Annotated in this window: 16 protein-coding genes and 1 tRNA gene; 16 read left to right on the top strand and 1 reads right to left on the bottom strand. The window is 49.1% G+C overall.

Annotated features, from left to right (window positions below):
* Positions 1–14: 14 nt before the first annotated feature.
* From rpmJ to FJ146_04190, 13 genes are all read left to right on the top strand, one after another.
* A complete protein-coding gene (gene rpmJ, locus FJ146_04250) occupies positions 15–128 on the top strand; it encodes a 50S ribosomal protein L36 (GenBank protein MBM4251157.1) in 114 nt (37 codons plus the stop codon).
* Positions 129–156: 28 nt separating this feature from the next.
* Positions 157–537: a 30S ribosomal protein S13 gene (gene rpsM, locus FJ146_04245; protein ID MBM4251156.1), complete on the top strand. Its 381-nt coding sequence runs from the start codon at positions 157–159 to the stop codon at positions 535–537.
* Between the two features lie 45 nt (positions 538–582).
* Positions 583–966 carry a 30S ribosomal protein S11 gene (gene rpsK, locus FJ146_04240; protein MBM4251155.1) on the top strand — a complete coding sequence of 128 codons (384 nt, stop codon included), beginning with the start codon at positions 583–585 and terminating at the stop codon, positions 964–966.
* A gap of 48 nt (positions 967–1,014) precedes the next feature.
* Positions 1,015–1,641 carry a 30S ribosomal protein S4 gene (rpsD, locus tag FJ146_04235; GenBank protein ID MBM4251154.1) on the top strand — a complete coding sequence of 209 codons (627 nt, stop codon included), beginning with the start codon at positions 1,015–1,017 and terminating at the stop codon, positions 1,639–1,641.
* A gap of 56 nt (positions 1,642–1,697) precedes the next feature.
* A complete protein-coding gene (locus tag FJ146_04230) occupies positions 1,698–2,708 on the top strand; it encodes a DNA-directed RNA polymerase subunit alpha (protein MBM4251153.1) in 1,011 nt (336 codons plus the stop codon).
* Positions 2,709–2,720: 12 nt separating this feature from the next.
* On the top strand, positions 2,721–3,143 hold the full coding sequence (locus FJ146_04225; GenBank protein MBM4251152.1) for a 50S ribosomal protein L17: 423 nt from the start codon (positions 2,721–2,723) through the stop codon (positions 3,141–3,143).
* Positions 3,144–3,295: 152 nt separating this feature from the next.
* Positions 3,296–3,736, top strand: coding sequence for a hypothetical protein (locus FJ146_04220; protein MBM4251151.1), 441 nt, complete (start codon positions 3,296–3,298; stop codon positions 3,734–3,736).
* Positions 3,733–4,821 carry an LPS export ABC transporter permease LptG gene (lptG, locus tag FJ146_04215; GenBank protein MBM4251150.1) on the top strand — a complete coding sequence of 363 codons (1,089 nt, stop codon included), beginning with the start codon at positions 3,733–3,735 and terminating at the stop codon, positions 4,819–4,821. The genes FJ146_04220 and lptG overlap by 4 nt, the downstream gene beginning before the upstream one ends.
* Positions 4,822–4,903: 82 nt before the next feature.
* Positions 4,904–5,323 carry an SH3 domain-containing protein gene (locus tag FJ146_04210; GenBank protein MBM4251149.1) on the top strand — a complete coding sequence of 140 codons (420 nt, stop codon included), beginning with the start codon at positions 4,904–4,906 and terminating at the stop codon, positions 5,321–5,323.
* Between the two features lie 79 nt (positions 5,324–5,402).
* On the top strand, positions 5,403–6,380 hold the full coding sequence (locus tag FJ146_04205) for an HD domain-containing protein (GenBank protein MBM4251148.1): 978 nt from the start codon (positions 5,403–5,405) through the stop codon (positions 6,378–6,380).
* A 96-nt stretch (positions 6,381–6,476) separates the two neighbouring features.
* Positions 6,477–7,520: a hypothetical protein gene (locus FJ146_04200; GenBank protein MBM4251147.1), complete on the top strand. Its 1,044-nt coding sequence runs from the start codon at positions 6,477–6,479 to the stop codon at positions 7,518–7,520.
* Entirely contained in the window at positions 7,517–10,270 is a 2,754-nt protein-coding gene (locus FJ146_04195; protein ID MBM4251146.1) for a hypothetical protein, read from the top strand. Before FJ146_04200 ends, FJ146_04195 begins: the two co-directional genes overlap by 4 nt.
* Positions 10,271–10,387: 117 nt before the next feature.
* A tRNA-His gene (locus FJ146_04190) sits at positions 10,388–10,463 on the top strand.
* Positions 10,464–10,479: 16 nt separating this feature from the next.
* Here the strand turns inward: FJ146_04190 and FJ146_04185 are convergent.
* Positions 10,480–13,368: a response regulator gene (locus FJ146_04185; protein MBM4251145.1), complete on the bottom strand. Its 2,889-nt coding sequence runs from the start codon at positions 13,366–13,368 to the stop codon at positions 10,480–10,482.
* 258 nt (positions 13,369–13,626) lie between these two features.
* Between FJ146_04185 and FJ146_04180 the strand changes: the two genes are divergently transcribed.
* The 3 genes from FJ146_04180 to FJ146_04170 all read left to right on the top strand — a co-directional run bounded on the left by FJ146_04180 (position 13,627) and on the right by FJ146_04170 (position 18,081).
* Positions 13,627–15,669 carry a M13 family metallopeptidase gene (locus tag FJ146_04180; protein ID MBM4251144.1) on the top strand — a complete coding sequence of 681 codons (2,043 nt, stop codon included), beginning with the start codon at positions 13,627–13,629 and terminating at the stop codon, positions 15,667–15,669.
* Between the two features lie 158 nt (positions 15,670–15,827).
* Positions 15,828–16,718 (top strand): hypothetical protein, encoded by an 891-nt coding sequence (locus FJ146_04175; protein ID MBM4251143.1) that lies wholly within the window; start codon positions 15,828–15,830, stop codon positions 16,716–16,718.
* A 10-nt stretch (positions 16,719–16,728) separates the two neighbouring features.
* Positions 16,729–18,081 (top strand): hypothetical protein, encoded by a 1,353-nt coding sequence (locus FJ146_04170; protein ID MBM4251142.1) that lies wholly within the window; start codon positions 16,729–16,731, stop codon positions 18,079–18,081.
* The last annotated feature ends 93 nt before the right edge of the window (positions 18,082–18,174 follow it).

Raw genomic sequence — 18,174 nt, 5'->3', positions numbered from 1 at the left:
AGTGAGAGGGAACAATGAAAGTTCGCGCGAGTGTAAAAGCGATTTGTGACAAGTGTAAGGTGATTCGCCGTGCCGGTGTGGTTCGCGTCATCTGTGAAGTCAAAAAGCACAAGCAACGTCAGGGCTAAGATTCTGACCGACTGAGGAGTGTGGAGAATGGCACGTATTGCAGGGGTCGACCTTCCAAACCAAAAGCGCATTGATATTGCGCTTCAGAGCATCTATGGCGTGGGTCGGCACGTAAGCAAGAAGATCGTTGAAGCTGCGGGTCTTGACCCAAATATGAAAGCTGGTGATCTGGATCCGAATCAAGTTAACGAAATCCGTAAGGCTCTCGATGCCTATACCGTGGAAGGTGATCTCCGTCGTGAGATAGCATTGAACATCAAGCGGTTGGTAGACTTGGGCTGTTATCGCGGTATTCGCCATCGGCGTGGGTTGCCTGTGCGAGGTCAAAGGTCCAAGACGAACGCTCGCACTAGGAAGGGTCCTCGTAAGACCGTCGCTGGTAAGAAGAAAGCTCCGACAGCTAAATAACACGGCGCCCTTGCCGGGCGTTGGTTTCGATAAGGAAATTGGCCGATGAAGCCAGTGGTTAAAAAGAAAAAAGTAAAACGCAACGTGCCAACCGGTGTTGCTCACATCAAAGCTACTTTTAATAACACCATCGTAACCTTTACGGATGTGAATGGTGAAGTAGTCTCCTGGTCGACAGCTGGGGCGAAGGGGTTCAAAGGTTCGCGTAAAAGTACTCCGTTCGCCGCACAGGTGGCTGCAGAGGAAGCTGCTCGCCGCGCGATGGACTCTGGTATGAGATCTGTGGCTGTATTGGTCAACGGTCCTGGTGCGGGTAGAGAGAGTGCGGTGAGAGCAATCGCTGCAGTTGGCATGAAGGTAACGCTTTTGAAGGATGTGACTCCCATTCCGCATAATGGTTGCCGTCCCCCCAAGCGTCGTAGGGTTTAATTGATACACTTTAAGTTTAAGTATTAGTCCGTTAGTGGAGGATTGGCTTTGGCCAGGTATACAGGTCCAGTTTGCAGATTTTGCCGTCGTGAAGGTACCAAGTTATTCTTAAAGGGCGAGCGTTGTTTGACTGACAAGTGCGCGTTCGATCGGAAGGGTTACGCGCCGGGTCAGCATGGCCAGCGCCGCGCTAAGGTGTCTGAGTACGGCTCTCAGCTTCGTGAGAAACAGAAGGTGAAGCGAGTTTACGGTGTTCTGGAGAAGCAGTTCCGCCTGACTTTCAGTAAGGCCGTAGCTGAACGCGGCGTTACCAGCGACATCTTTTTCCGTAACCTTGAGTTGCGTTTGGATAACGTTGTTTACCGCATGGGTTTTGCCCGCAGCCGTAACGAGGGACGTCAGGTTGTTCGGCACAATCACGTTCTGCTGAACGGAAAGCGTTGCAACATACCGAGTGCTCGGCTTAAGATTGGCGACGTGGTTTCACTGGCTGAGAAGAGTAGCAAGAAAGCTCAGTTCCAGCTGTCCGGAGAGCTATACGGACGTAGAGCAGGGCTGCAGTGGTTTCAGGTCGATCACGCTAAAGGCACTGGCAAGGTGGTTTCAAATCCAACGCGTGATGACATCCAGTTGCCGGTGAAAGAGCGCTTGATCGTCGAACTTTACTCTAAGTAACCTGAGGCGACCGGGCTAGCACTGGGTTTCCTACTCGCGTCTTAACGGGGATATGTATGCATCGTAACTGGCAAGATCTGATTCGTCCGAAAAGCCTTGAAGCTGATGTGTTGAACGAGACATACGGTAAGTTTGTGGCCAAGCCGCTTGAGCGTGGATACGGGCTTACCCTTGGGAATAGTTTGCGGCGGGTGCTACTTTCGAGCATCAACGGGGCGGCAATCGTCGCTGTGCGCATTCAAGGGGTGGATCACGAATTCTCGACCGTCGCAGGCGTGAAGGAAGATGTGACGGATATGATCTTAAATCTCAAGCAGGTCAGCTTGCGATACTTGGGCGAAGCAGACGCGACGTTGAAGATCAGTGCCTCTGGCCCCCGAATTGTTAAGGCCGGAGACATTGAGACTGATGGCGAAGTAGAGGTTTTGAACCCTGATCAAGTCATCGCGACCCTCGATAACGAGGGTAAGCTCGAGATGGAAATGATCGTGCGCCATGGCCGCGGTTATGTTTCTGCGGACAGTAATCGGAGCGAGGACCTTGCTACGGGTTTTATCGCAATTGACTCTATTTTCGCTCCCGTGCGTCGGGTGGCCTACAATGTTTCCAATGCGCGGGTCGGTCAGATGACCGATTACGATAAGTTGACTTTAGAGGTTTGGACTAATGGCGCAGTTCGACCTGATGATGCAGTTGCATATGCAGCTAAGATTCTGAAGGAACAGCTGACTATTTTCGTAAACTTTGACGAAGCTGAGGAAGAGGAAGTGAAAACCCTGGTTGATGCCAGTGGGAGACCTTCACTGAATGAGAATCTCTTTAAGACAGTGGATTCCTTGGAGTTAAGCGTTAGGGCTGCAAACTGCCTCGAGAATGCTAACATCAAGTATATCGGTGAATTAGTGACGAAGTCTGAGTCTGAGATGCTCAAGACTAAAAACTTCGGTCGGAAGTCACTGAACGAGATCAAGGATATTTTGAGTGAAATGGGCTTGTCGCTAGGCATGAAGATCGAGGGCTTCGATCCCAGTTCGCTTCGTAAACAAGATGATGAGCCCAAGCAATAAGAGGCAAGATAGATGCGTCACCTGAACGGATATCGGAAATTAGGTCGGGAGTCCTCCCACAGGAGGGCTATGCTGAGAAACATGGCTACGTCGTTAGTGCTTCACGAGCGTATTGAGACTACGGTGCCTAAGGCTAAGGAACTGCGCGGTATCGTGGATCGAATGATTACCCTAGGTAAGAGGGGCGATCTCCACGCACGTCGTCAAGCGGCAGGTTACCTGTTTAATGACGATGCAGTGTCAAAAGTGTTCGGCGATCTCGCTGAGCGTTTCAAGAATCGTCCAGGCGGTTACACTAGGATTCTAAAGAAGGGTTTTCGGTTTGGCGATGGCGCCGACATGGCATTTCTTGAGTTGGTTGATTACGCGGTTGCCGGTACGGAATCTGCTGAGAAGCCGAAGGCTAAGCCTAAGTCGAAAAACCCCGGTAAGTGATTGCGGGCGGTTTTAGCATAGACAAAGAGTAAGTGAAGGAGCCTGAGGTTGATGCCTGGGCTCCTTTTTTTGCATCCCATTGGCGGCGGTTGGTTTTTACGCATTAATCTGTGTTAAACTACAGTTTTGAACTACCAGATGGGGATCCCGCTATGTGGCGTCAGCAGATGCTGTTTTTCGTATCCTGCCTGTTGGGGGGATGTACGGGCGGTGGTAAGATTTGGCAAGAATTGGACGCCTGGGTCTTTGAGAGATATGGAAGCACGGTGTTTGAGCGGCCTGAAGAAGTGGCGCTGATCAGAGGTGTGCATTTAGGGCTTGATAACCTAAGTCGTTCGTCGGTCATTATTCAGGGCCTCGTGGAAGAGGCGAGTCCGAATGGTACCTATGTGGTGATCTCTGATCAGTCTGGGCGTCTTTTGGTTGTGCTATCGCAATTAGCACTCGAAAACGAAAGTACGGCTGGTCTTAGGAAAAAAATGTTGCGGGTTCTGGGTACCGTCGAGAGCGGGAAAAAAGGCCTACCCTTTGTGCGCGCACGCGCGATGTGGAGTTTGGACTCCATAGAGGAAATAGCAGATCAGCGAGCATGACTTTATTTTTCTATATATTGCGCGACTATTTGAAGTTCGTGATTGGAACCGTCATCCTGACAGTGTTTCTGTTTGTACTATTCGATGCCATTCATAAGTCATCCAAGGATTTCGCTGAATATAACCCTTCGGCAATACTGATTTTTCGTTTTTATCTTTATCAGATACCATCACAGATAGTGCAAGCTCTGCCGATCGCCGCACTTTTGGCGTCGGTCATCACGATGATACTGATGAGTCGCACCAACGAAGTCACAGCCATGCGTGCTGCTGGAATGGGAGCATGGCAGATAGGAAGACCACTAGTTTTCGGTGGGTTGGGCCTAAGTTTGTTATCAATTTTAGTTGGCGAGTTATGGGCACCTCGCTTGGCGCGTTTGGTTCATCATATCCAGGAAGTGGAGATCCAAGGTCGGAGAGATGACCAAATCTCCTCGGCAGTTAAGTGGGTGCGTAGCGGTAACCGACTTTTTAATTTTCAGGAATACGATCCTATTCGGCAGACCTTAAATCGGATTCAGGTGGTTCAGTTACAGAAAAACTTTCGACCTGAAAGCTCCATTCACGCTGACGTGGCTGAATATCAAACGGTGTCAAACTCCTGGGTTATCGAGGGTATCAAAAGTATCGACTTCCGTCGCAATGGAGAGGTCGACCGAGTACATTTCGATGGGGCTGCGGTGATGGCACTACCCATAGATCCCAGTAAGTTGAAAAAAGATCGACGTAAACCGAACGAGATGAGTTTTGTTGAACTTCGAGAATTGGTGGATCGCGGGGATAAGTCCGGTGTTGATACAGTCCCTTTTCGGGTCGAGTTACAGGGTAAAGTGGCATATCCGTTTGCAGCATTTGTTGTGAGCCTTATCGGACTTAAGTTTGGTTATCGCTCCGAGCGTAGCACTGAGACCGCCAGAGGGGTGCTGATGGCGTTCTTTGTAGGTATTAGCTACTGGTTTGTGATGAGTGCGGCTAGAGCTTTAGGACTGCAAGGTGCGCTGAGCCCAATCATTGCAGCTTGGACACCCAACTTGGTGATCCTGAGTATCATTGCCCTAGACGCTTGGATTAGTCGCAAGCAGTGAGTTGACCGCAGCATCTAGTGGCAATAAGCTTGTGAATTAGAAACGTAAAATCCAACCCACAGCTGTATTTAGGAGTCGCGCTATGTTTATCAAGCTAGGACTGTTAATGTCGTTGATTCTGCCCTGGTCTTGCTCAAATGATGACCAAGCGGCAAAGGAACCAGTGTCCACTGAGGCCAAAGCCCCCGATGCGCCGGGAGCTGATTCGGGGGAAGGCGTTGCAAAGCCAGCAGGTGTGGGTACTGTTGAGGCAGTTGCCGCCAGTGCGGAGAAGAGCGAACCTGCGACTGATGTTGCTAAAGATGCCGTTCCGAGTCCTGTAGCTGCCTTCATAGTGAAGCCAAAGCAGTTAAATGTCAGGAAGGGTCCGAGCACTGACGATCCGGTAGTCCGCAAATTGAACCAGGGCGATAAAGTCGAGGCGCTTAGTTGTGAGAAGAGTTGGTGCAAGATCGCCGAGAGTGAGTTTGTTTCGGAGCGATTCCTGAAGAAGGCAAAGTGACATTGTAAGTCACTGATATGAAAGGGTTTTGATCCTTAGCTGTAAAGTTTATTAATTTGCGACCGAAGCTGGGTTGGGAATGTGGAGGAATCGCATGAACCACCCAGCTTCTTCAGACAAGTGCGTGTCATTTGAACTTTATCCAGTTGATAGCCTGATCGATAATTCAGTCACGGATTTTGATCTTTTCGTTCAGGTTGCCGATCACAGCGTGCTTTACAGTGGGCCGGGATACCGTTGGTCACGTGACGAACTCACCGGTTTGCTGCATGGTGGGCACGAGCACCTTCGCATCCGTAAAAGTGATCTCGGCAAGGCAAAGATGTACCAAGCTTGTAGCAAGTTGCCGGCGCTATGTCGGGAACTGGCTCCAGTTGAGCGGATGAAAGCAATTGAGGAAGTTGGAGCTAAGTTCTCTCAGTATTTATTCGAGGGGGAGCTGACGGACTCCTGTGTTGCCAAGGCCAATCAGATCGCAGGCGACCTTACCGAATGTGTGCTCGAGGATCCGCAATCAGTGCTTGGGTTGAGTGACCTCATCCACCACGATCTGTACACCTATCACCACAGTGTTCGGGTGTCTGCCTACACAGTAGCGATTGCTGTCACCATGGGGGTGAGTGACCCTGTGGTCCTTCGTGACTTAGCTTTGGGAGGCATTTTTCATGATATTGGTAAAAAACAGGTTCCTCCGACCTTGCTTAATAAGGGCGGAGCTCTAACTGAGTCGGAGTGGGCAATACTTAGGTCACACCCTCAAGCTGGGTATGATGATTTGAAGCAAAGCAATCTTGCGATCAGTGCAAAAGAGATCATCCTACACCACCATGAAAAGCGCAGTGGGCAAGGTTACCCACACGGCTTGGATAAAAATCAACTGTTACCCGAGGTGCAGATAGCGACCCTAGCCGACATATTTGACGCTTTAACCTCCGCCAGGTCTTACCAGAGTCGTCGAAGTCGATTTGAAGCTCTCGATTTTATCAAAAGTAAATTGTTAGCGACGGACATTTGGGGCGATGCTTTTAAGGCTCTGGTTGGCTGCCTGTCATCATAAGTTCATTGCATAGCGGTCCATGGTTGGGGATGATAGTTAACGACCTATAAAATTGTCTTATAATGGGTGCGTTAGCGATCAAGGACTGCATTGGTTATGCCTCCTACGGTAAGTCTTATCGGCACTATCATTCTCGGTGTTGCCCTCTGGCTAACTACTCCCTGCGAGTTTGTGTACGCTAACCCATGGCTGATCAGGCAATGCGATCTTGGACGCGATCCGCTAGCATCACCTGGTCCCTCTAGTTTGGGACTTCAGAGCTGCCTAAGGGGAGGCGTAGGTATTGAGGCGACTACCTATGCCGAAACGCGCCGCCTTGGTAATTGGATACCCTACGGAGGCTTTGCGGCGAGCGTTTTTACCGGACCCTATGTGTCTGCCCATGGCCTTTGGCGGTGGCGGGATGTTTATGCACTCAACTACGGCGAGACTCGCTCAAAGGCGAGATTTGTTGATTACGCGGTCATACAAATTGGCAATCCCGTACTAAATCGTTTTCGAGCGACATTCGGTCGCATGCGGATTCCGTTTGGTTTAGATCTATCTCAAGCTCCGCAGTACTACCAGGACCTTGAGAATCGCCTGTTTTGGCGATCCCCTTTGTTAGGTGGGTATCTCACGTTCGACGATATGCGTCGCTCTCGATTTGATGTAGGCATTGCAAGCAATGATCTTTCACAGTTGAGAGCCGAAAGATTGAGCCAAAAGCGAGATGATATAGCTATGAGCTTACGAGGGATTCTCGATGTATCGGCATTGGAAGGTACACGGATCATAGCTTCATTATATTCAGCAAATACAGGCGAGCGACGCTATGGATTGGCCCTGAGCAATACAAATCGTAAGGGTGATCAAACTAATTTTGAATTTGTAAGGCGGCAGGTGTTTGCCAGTGGACAACTTGCACCATTTGAGCAGCTACTTCGCGTATCCTATACGGGTGTATGGCAGAAACCCGGGCCTTGGATTATCCAATTTGATGACGAGCGTCTACGCTTTCGGCGCATAGTCTTCAGTTTAAATAGGCCTATTCTTTTCCCTCATCTACTAGCCAAATTTGCCGTCGGATTTACGAGAAAAATCGATGAAACCAAGCAGTCCTTATGGTCATTCAGCATTGCCATGGAGACAGCTCTATGAGGTGGCTTTGCATAACAATTCTTTTTTGCTGGCATCAAGTTGCCATAGCGTCAGAGGATGATGAGGTCAAAATTGAATACTCTGATCCCAACGAGTCACTACAAAAAACAGATGGTGCTGAAGCGGAGGGTTTTTTTGCGCCACCCATCGAGTTCCTTTTTCGTAATCCAGCGCTACAGGCCAATTTAAATGCTGGTGTTGACGCAATCAATAACTCTGTCGACACTTTAATGGACTCGTTGTTCTATAGCATAATGAACAACGACACTAATTTAAATTATAATGATTTTATTTGGTATAATTTCAACTATCGGCGGCGCCTATTTACCGCGCCTGCGGGCTATTTTGTTGTCGTAGACCGATTTCAGACTGGTCCCGTTTACAATCGAGTCTTGTGGAACTACCACGATGTACCGGTGAGCTTAGGTATTAATCCAGCTACCGAGGCAATGCAGATTTACATTCGAACGGATGGTATGAGAATTGCCAAAGAGCAAGATATGGGCTTTACACGGCGTCTCATCAATAATTGGCTTGGACTTGTGCCGATTCTAGCGACTATTCTCCCTCCCTCCTTCAATCAGAATCAACTATACGATCCACTGACAGAGGTTGAAACGCCGTTTGTTTTACCCACAAGTGTGGACAAATTCTATACCATGCCAGTGGGATCTATAAGAAGTTACGCGTTAACCGGTGGCATTAGACTGTCGCCTAATTTTGGCGGTCTAGTGGACAAACCAACCCTCGACGCCCTTGCTCGGATGGGCGGATTCGTGGAGCGCATTCCTTATGCGCTTTTTAAGCGCGGGGAGCATCGGATTAATGTGCTCAGACATAGTGATCACGTGGCGTGGGTCGGCGTGAGCGACTTGTCAAAGATGGGTCAGGCCATCCAGCCTTTTGTCGGACAGCGATATTTCATGTTGCGAGGCCTTTTTGCGGCAGAAGCCTGGAATCATTTGTGGATGTGGATGGGGGTTCCAGTCAATGTCCTGCCACTTAATGTCGATTTTGAGCAGAGCTTGGTGAAAACTTTTGACCAGGTTTATCAATATGACCTGCGTAACCCCGCTGCTCAGGCTGCCTATGAAGCTGCGGTGCTTGGTGACTTCTTGCCATCTTGGCAAAGATTTCTTGATGCAAAGGAAAAGAAGTTAGAAACCGGAGTCTTGTTTCACTTCTCTAGAACTCAAGATCGGTACGAAACCTTGGGTACAAATGGTCCTAACATGGCGGTATTTAAAACAGAGCGGGAAAGGGTTCTGAATAGTGGAGAGGTAGAGATCACAGACACGGAAGGGAAGTTTCACATTCTTGAGGCATTCCTCAATGTGAACGATAGAAAATGGAATATTTTAGTGGGCGATGATGAAATCCGCTCCCAGCAGATCCTTGAAATGAAAGTAAAGCGAGTCATTGAAAAAAATCCATCTGATGACACCGAAAAGATCTCTTATGTTTTTGATCCTGGTCACAGTCCATATCGCATAACGATGACTCTAAGTATTCAAGATAAGTACGTAGATACCGACAATTTCTTCGAATATGTTGATTTACTTAGGTATGCGACGGCCATGCCGATGGCGGATCTGCCTAAATTTCCGCGCCATGATAGTGGTAGAGAAGCAGAATGGCGGCGCAACGGATATTTGATGGCTCCTTTGGATCAGGCCTCATATGCACATGTGCCTCCGACCTTTCTCGGTCGATTCGGCGCAGAGATCGCAGTTAGTATTCAAACAAGTCAGATTGACCACATCGTCAAGGCCGATGAAAACAGCATGTGGCGAGCACTGGCATCGGCATTTGACTTAAATCCGGACGAGTGGAGCAACCCCTCGGTCCGCGAGTCCTTGCTATTTCGCACCCGTTGGTTGAGAGCCGTAGCAGCCTATCCACTCAAATTATTTAATTGGCGTTGGAGTGACTTCGACGCAATTGGGGAAATTTCTGCGGCCGTCAGCCGGCTTCAGGCGCTACGGAACCTAAGCACACCGATGGAAAAATTGGCAGGATTCCGCGCCCTTTTTGACACTGATTATCCGGTTCAGCTAGGCCGTGGACTAATGAACTTGACCGAATTAGCAAAGGTTCCACGCAAGGTTACTATCTCGGCTCAGCCCCAGGGTGGTGCCACCGGCGGTATTAAGGCAAATTATGGATTATTAAATGGCAAAGTGTACCGGGCCGGCCCTCCTTTTCCTTCAGGCGACCGTTACGCCACGGCGCGAGCCGCATTAGCGAAATTCTATTTAAACCAGCCAAGAGAGGCCACTGATAGACCTCATATCCAGAGAATACAAGTGGCGATGCATCAATTGCCAGCATCAGTGAGAAGCCTTGCCGAACCTGGCGAGTCTCCCAACAAAACGCGAAGTCTAGAAAAGCGGAACAAACACGTGATGGTGAGTTTGCGCGTGAAAAAGTTAATTTTAGATGGTCCGCTTAAAGTCTTTGTCAGAGTAGATGAGGGGGGGAAACTCCAGTTAGGAAAATTAACTTTGGTGGAAAAGGTAATCGATTTACCTCCAGTCGAGGGTTACTCATTCGATAGCCGTGAAAAAAACTTTGAATTTTATCTGACTGGACCACTTAGTCCTGTTGCGGACGATCGTCTAAATGAGTCTGTTAGCGATGGCGATGAATTTGCCGTCACAATTGCGGTCTCAAAGGATGGCTTGGTTTGGAGTGACGAGCGGCACTTTAATTTTATATTGAAGAATGGCAAGCTTTTGCCTGTGGAATAAGCGCTATAGCCCTAGCCGTAAAGACATTGCCCCAGCAACCATATGAAATTAATGATTAAACCTTTGGTTGACAGGTGGTGGGTATTTAGAGCAAACTGCGCTCTCGCAGTCACGATGGTGGGTGTGGCGAAGTGGTTAACGCATCGGATTGTGATTCCGACATTCGTGGGTTCAATTCCCATCACCCACCCCATCGTTCTAGTACGACTTCAAACGCGCCTTCCATTAGTTCGTGCCAGTCCCGTAACCACTGCAACTAAGTACTCCCAGTTAATCGGTTTTGTAACGTGGGCATCGCAGCCAGCCTGTAAGCTAAACTCTTGTTCCTCGTTTAGGGCATGTGCTGTTAAGGCAATAATGGGTCCTTTGTAGGAACCTTCGCGAAGAATTTTTGTTGCATGATATCCATCTAAGCCTGGCATTTGCATGTCCATGAGTATGATGTCCCACGGTTTTTCCCGAGCCAACCTAACTCCATCTTCACCACCACTGGCGCAAACGACCAGCGCACCGTAGCGGACTAACATCCGACTTATGAGGGCGCGATTATCCGTCGAGTCTTCAACAAGTAAGATATCCAGATTAATAAGTGGTTTTTCATGCTCTGTTGTTGGTTTTACCTGGGGGGCCCTGCTGCAGGCGAGTGTAAGACTTCCTAGCCACTCGTTTTGAGGCGGAGTTTTGATTTTAAAGGTGACAGCAAAGACACTTCCCACACCGAGTCGACTTTTCACCAGATTGATGTCCCCGCCTAGAGCCTTGGTTAAAGTCTTTGACAGGGTCAGTCCCAGTCCGGTGCCGCCGTGACGTCGAGAATATGATGAATCAGCTTGGACGAATGGTTCGAAAATAGCTCCGTTTTCCGAGATAGCGACGCCTGGTCCAGTATCAGAAATCAGAACTGACAGTAATGAATCAGCGGTGTCTGTAGCGCTTGGAGTTATTTTGATCTTCACTTCGACATGGCCATGATCAGTAAACTTAATAGCGTTACCAACAACGTTGAGTAGAACTTGCTTTACTCTTACTGGGTCAACAAATATGCGGTTAGGAAATTTCCCCTCTCCTATGACGCGGAAATCCAAACACTTGCTGAGAGCTCTTTGACTTAGGACATCAATGCCACCTGCAATAATGTCATTGATGTCGATCCACTCCGGTAAAAGCTTGAGATGACCTGCCTCGATTTTGGACAAGTCGAGGATGTCATCTACCAATTGTGATAGCTGTTTGCCGTTGCGCAGCAAAGCATCGATGAACCCTAGGTATTCTGGTTCGGCGGGCTTTTCCCGAGCAAGTAGCTCCGAATAACCAATAATTGCCGAAAGAGGAGTTCTGATCTCGTGGCTCATGTTGGCTAAAAACGCTGATTTGGCAACACTTGCAGCTTGGGCATGTTCCATTGCAATTTGTAGACGGCGCTCGGCGTCCTTGCGCTCCTCAACCTCTTTATTTAAATCGACGAACCTTTGATGAAGACTATTGGCCATGGACTGAAAATTATCTACCAGTTCCGAGATCTCGGTAAAAGGCGTCCGCGGCCATTTTAGGTTGCGGGCCGAAAGGGGATGTTGGGAAATGTCTCGTGTCGATTTAGCAAGGGTTTGTATGGGACTACTTACCCAAACAACTGCCAAAAAGCTGAGGCACATGCCAGCAAGTGTGAGGGAGAGAAGCTGGGCAAACCCCTCCATGTAAAAAGACTCAGCGTCTGTCATGAACTTGCCGAGTGGTGCCTCTACACGAACCCGCCATCCGAGTGACGGGACGTTCCGCACGGTGCCAAATATAGTAGCCTGCCATAAAGCGTATGCGGCACGGTGATCCGACTTAGGTGACTTTCGGTATGAGTCTTGTGATATTGAGTCTATTCCAGGACCAAAATGCTCAGCCTCTTTATCCAGTGATGCAATCCCATCAACACTGGACGTAACGATTTGTCCCTGCCGGTCTACGACGGAGAACTTGAAAGAATCATCTGCAAGTATCGTCCGTAAAGTTTGATTTAGCCGCCGTGCGTCGACGGATGCCAGGACATAACCTCGAAACTTATCGATTCCCACGTGATTTTTGGTCAGAATCGGCATCACGAAGCATACTATTGGAAAGTCGATACCACCACGTGCTGTGAATACATTGGAGACAACTGGAGCCAGGTTTTGACGCACATCATGAAAATACTCCCGGTCCGCGAAATTGATGCCAATAAGGGAGTTGCCATCAAAGTCTGTTGCGGGATCGAAGGCAATAGTCGTTGCTTCTGCATTTGCCATATACATATCGGCAAAACGCTGGTTGGCGTCATGTATGATACCGAGCTCGCGCTGCAGAGTTCCTGAGGGCATTAATTTGTGATGGGTCGCAACATTAGCGAGTGTGTTTACAACATTGAGGTTTTCGCTACGCCAAATTTCAAGGAAATGAACTATATTCTCGGCTTGACTCGATGTTGCGGCGAGCAGATTGGACTGGCTAGTACGAACCCTCGAATTGCTGATTGCTACTACAATCGCTAAAGCTGGGACAAATACAATAGCGACTAATGTATTAAAGCAAGCCTGCTGTAGCGGAATGCGCGTATTCGGCCGTCTAAATAGAGTGATGGCAAGTAATAATCCGCTGGCGATAAGGGCATTAAATGTGGCATTGATAACTTGCTTGAGATAAAGCATGAGCATGGCGGATGGCTGAAGTTGCAAGAGCACGCCGTAGAAAATGGCAAAAATTAAAGCACCTGGAATCAGCCAAAAAATAGTTGAAGCAACTAAAACGTTGTCCCAAAAACGACGAAACGTCACCGCGACAAATATAGCCTCGCACGAAGCTAGAAAAATGTAATACGGATGGTGCCAAAGATTCCAGGTGATCAGAGATCCTGCGATGGCAACGACCAAGGCACTGCGCCAGCCCATCCAAGCAGCGGCGACGAGGGATATCACGCTCCCAAAGATAAAATCGACACCAAACAAGATCGGAATGTGGAAGTAGTTGGATAGTAATGCCATGGCGACAAGGGCAGCCGTGACAATGCGGCGTCCCCAAATGCCTTGAGTGGGGCATGCAATCGATGAATCAATTACGGTATCGCTGCAGCTCATAATAGCCTCAGGCCTCTGCTCTAAAGGTGCATATCACCCCCAGGGGCAGCTTTGGCAACCACATTTGCACAGGCTAAACGCAGGGGTGTATTGTAACTACCTGTTTTTTTTATTTTAATTTAAAAAGTGGATAATTTTTATGATCGCTCTGGATGTTCTCGCGCATGAAGACGGTTTAATTCCCACCGATATTTTTGCTATCGTCCTGTGCTGTGACACCCCGAGATGTAATTCCATCATTATGTAGGTTGGTCGTACATGAAATTGAGCAGTTATCGCCCCTTGGGACTAAGCTCCCTACCGCTAGCCCTTAGTGTAATATTGTCCGCCTCGCAGGCACCAATGGCTGTGGCTGCAGCTATTGATCCTGTCGATCTAGACAGGTCCACTGATGCGTGTGAAGACTTTTATCAGTTCGCATGCGGTGGGTGGATAAACCAAGCGCAAATACCTGACGATCGGCCAGAATGGTCGCGTGGATTTGCGACATTAACTAAGCAGAACGAAGAACTATTAAGATCCGCGCTTGAGCAGTATGCCGCCGGCAATTTACCCGTCGGCGATCGTGAGGCCAAACTCATTGGTGACTATTACGCATCCTGCATGGATGAAGACGGCATTGAGACGAAATCGCTTGGTGCGCTAAAGCGCCGTCTTGATGCTGTTGAGGTGATCAAAGATAAAAAAGCCTTGGCCGTGCAGGTAGCACGCTATCACCTAGAGGGCGCAGGAGCCATCTTTGGTTTTGGAGCTGGGCAGGACTATAAAGATTCGTCGCAAATGATTGCGGATGCGGATCAAGGTGGTTTAACCCTTCCAGATCGCGATTATTACCTGTCGGACTCCAAAAGATTTGCCGAGATTCGAGCCAAGTTTCGGTCTCATGTGCAAACCATGCTGAAGCTGTACGGCGAGAGTGATCAACAAGCCGTGAGAGATGCAGATACCGTAATCAAAATAGAAACAGAACTCGCAAAAGTATCGGCAGATAAAGTGGTACGCCGCGATCCCAATGCGATGTATAACCGACTTGATCGGGATGGTTTAGTAAAGTTAGCCCCCAGCTTCGATTGGACGACTTATTTTGCCACTTTGGGGTATCCCGGCCTCACTGCGATCAACGTCGACGTCCCTAAGTTCTTTGCCGGTGTCGAGAAGCTGCTGCAGAGCCTAACGTTCGAGCAGTGGCGAACGTATCTACGGTGGCACGGCCTGCACGCGGGCGCTTCAGCACTCAGTAAGGTCTTCGTGGAGGAGGATTTTAATTTTGTTGCCAAGACTCTGACGGGGCAGCCACAGATCAAACCCAGGTGGAAACGATGCGTAAATAGTACACTCGAAGCTTTGGGTCAGCCCTTGGGGAAGGTGTTCGTAGCTAAGACATTTAGCCCAAAGGCGAAGGTTGAAGCTCAACAGATGATCAAAGCTATTGAGATCGCCATGGGTGAGCGCCTTAAGGCACTTGACTGGATGGATCAAGCCACTAGAGATCAAGCTGATCAAAAGCTTCATACCATCGTGAATCAGATCGGTTATCCAGATAAATGGCGTGATTTCTCGCGCCTAACTATCAATAGGCAAAGTTATTATGCCAACGCGGTAAGTGCGGCAACTTTCAATGCAAGATTTTACCTTGATAAAATTGGACGGCCGGTCGATCGCGGAGAATGGCACATGCCTCCATCCATGGTCAATGCCTACTACAGCGCCGATAACAACAAGATGGTTTTTCCAGCTGGAATTCTGCAGGCACCATTTTACCAAGAGGGCCGTCCCGCAGCTTTAAATTTTGGCGGGATAGGTATGGTCATGGGGCACGAATTAACGCATGGCTTTGATGATCAGGGTCGGAAATTCGACGCTAAGGGGAATCTGCGTGACTGGTGGAGCCCGAAGGTAGGCAAAGAATTTGACAGTCGTGCAGAGTGTATTGTGGATCAATATTCGAAGTTTGTGGCTATCGATGATTTGCATGTGAACGGCAAATTGACCCTGGGGGAGAACATTGCTGATCAGGGCGGTATTCGACTAGCTTATGAAGCATGGAAAGAGACGGCGTCAAGAGAGGCTGAATCCATCGAAGACTTTACCCCCGCTCAGCAATTCTTTATTGGCTATGCCCAGACCTGGTGTCAAAAGATGCGACCAGAGATGGCGCGGCTAAGGGCCACCACTGATCCGCATTCCCCAGCAAGGTACCGTGTAAATGGTCCCCTGAGTAACTACGACGAATTCAGCAAAGCCTTCTCATGCAAGGAAGGTGCCGCAATGAATCCCCGTAACCGCTGTCGGGTTTGGTAGAAATAATGACCCTCGAGTGAAACCGTTTCACCGATCGCATTGTGCGGTTTGCGTGAAACGGTTTCACTTTTGTCTGTTTACAAGTTCATCTCACCCCAGATACCATCTTCAAAACAAATACAATTTGTTAAACCATTTTGTCTGGGAGACTTGTCGCGATGAAACGCAAGTGCACCATGATTACTGTTGCCAATCTTAAAGGTGGTGTCGGCAAGACAACGGCTGTCATCAATTTAGCTGCAGCTCTGGGGGGGCAGGGAAAAAAAGTACTCGTGGTTGACTTGGATTTTCAAGGCAATGCCACGACTGGTCTAGGTCAGGCGAGAGGGGAAACGGGGGGTAATATATACTCCGTGTTAACCGACAAAAGCACCGTGCTCGAGGCTATAAATCACACTGAGGTGAAGAACGTCGATCTGATCGGGAGCCATCGAGCGTTGCTCGACTATGCTAAGTCACGCAACAGTGCGCTTGGAAGAGAGTACCTTTTCGACAGCTGGCGAGACGATAAAGCGATCGGAAATTATGATGTCGTTATTTTCGACACCCACCCCGACATGGATTGCCTCACCCTAAGTGCTCTGGTTGCTAGTGATTACTACATAGTGCCTCTCTTTGCAGAGTTGGACCCCATCGTCGGCTTAACCGATATGTTTCTCCAAATAGAAACAATCAAAAAGCGCTACAATCGCAGCTTATCTCTACTCGGCGTATTGGTTACTAAGTACGACAAAGCTGAAGCCACCCATCGCAAGCTTGAGGCCAAGATTAGATCTGGTGCTAAGAAGGGTAACTATACCGTCTTTAAAACCGTGATCCCCGCATCGAAAAGACTATCCTCGTCTAAACTCATGGCTAGACCTGTGGTGAGTTTTGAGCCCAGCTCCCAGGTTGCAAAGGACTTCGTCGCTTTGGCTAAAGAGATCAATCCAAAACTCAAGCCTAAAAGCGCCACCGCTAAATCGGAGTGCGCCATAAGTTTTGCAGCTATCGAAGAGCAAGTTTTGGCCGAGGCGACAGCCGAGGCTTCCGCCAACGATCTGATTTGAGGAGGTAGCCATGCGGGCAATAGAGCGCAACAAGAAGAACCCAAGAGCAAACTCAAAGAGTCCGTCAAAAGTTAACGAGCGCCAGAAAAAAAATCCTCCACCTAAGCCGACCAAGTCCAGCGCCAAATCAAAAGCATTAGCGGCAGTCGATGCTTTACTACGGCAACCCGAGCCGAAGCGTGTGGGGGCGAGCGCTGCAGGACGAGTGCGCCCGGTGATGCCGAATAGGGATGTCCCAGACGCAGGTGCCCCGACACTCTCGCGGTTCGAGCGATGTATGATCCGCGCCGAGAAAGGGGAACCGGGTCCCATCTTAGTCAAGGATCTGCTTCTTAGTGAGCAAGCAACGGTCGCTGCGCGTAAAAGTGGACGTATCGATCTTTATAAAAAGATACTGAAGGCTACGCCTACCGCTCAGCCTGGCCGACCTTTAGTTAACATTATTGGCACCAGTGATGAGGATCTGCGATTCCAACTATTGTCGCTCCACGACCTAGTCTTAGCAGCTAGTGAACTCGGACGAGAGCAACTTCAGGTTTCCTTGGTTCGTCTTTCGGAAGCCGAAGCCGAGCGTCTACTGCTCCAGCAAGAAGTAAATGAACCACTTGATGCTGAAGTTTCTCCACTCGCAATTGCCCGCATGAATGGGTTTCTGCAGCTTCCGCTGGCGTCAATCAATCGCGACGAAAACTTGCGTCAGGACATTGATAGCGAAGGAGCTGAATTCAAGAACTTGATCAGCTCTATAGAGACTATCGGGCTGCAAAATCCTCCGGTGGTAGAGGTAAGACTCGAGCGCGATCATGACGACTCCAGTGTGCGCTACGTCTGTGTTTCTGGTCATCGTCGACTACTTGCTTTAGAGCATCTGGGCCAAACCGAGGTCGTGTGTGCGCTCAAGCAGTTCAAGTCTGAGCGGCATCGAGCTCTGGCTGGTCTAGCTGAGAATATAAATCGAGAGGATCTACATTTTCTCGACAAGGCCGACGGCTACGGTCTATTGGCCCGACAAGGTATGTCGGTGCATGAAATTGCCGCATTGCTCGACGCCGACCAGCGTACGGTTGCCAAGTATCTCCGAGCTTCGGCGTGGGACGGCGGAGTAAAAAAACGTCTGCGTGAATTGGGTTCTAAGGTTACAACCCGCTTCCTACTCAACATGTTGGCAGCGGGAGAGAGAACCACGTCCGAACTACACGCACTGATCGATCGATTTTCCGCTCACCGCGAGTCAAAACTCAAACTGAAGCGCGGCGCTCAGATGCGGGCGAAACTAGATGAGTTCTGCAACTTGAGCGAAGTTTCGCGAGAGCAGCGTCAACTGATTGAAAAGGCCCTGAAGTTTCTTGGTATTATGAGGTAGCTGGCGTGTTGCTTGCGTGGTGGTAGGTGTGGGCTACGCCCTCACCTTTCCCATGTCTTAACTATCCGATTTAAATAAAATAAAACGAATAAG

The sequence above is a fragment of the Deltaproteobacteria bacterium genome, assembly GCA_016874735.1.
Taxonomy (GTDB): Bacteria; Bdellovibrionota_B; Oligoflexia; order Oligoflexales; family CAIYRB01; genus CAIYRB01.
The sequence above is the reverse complement of the archived record's forward strand: the minus strand, read 5'-3'. Positions and strand labels throughout refer to the sequence as shown.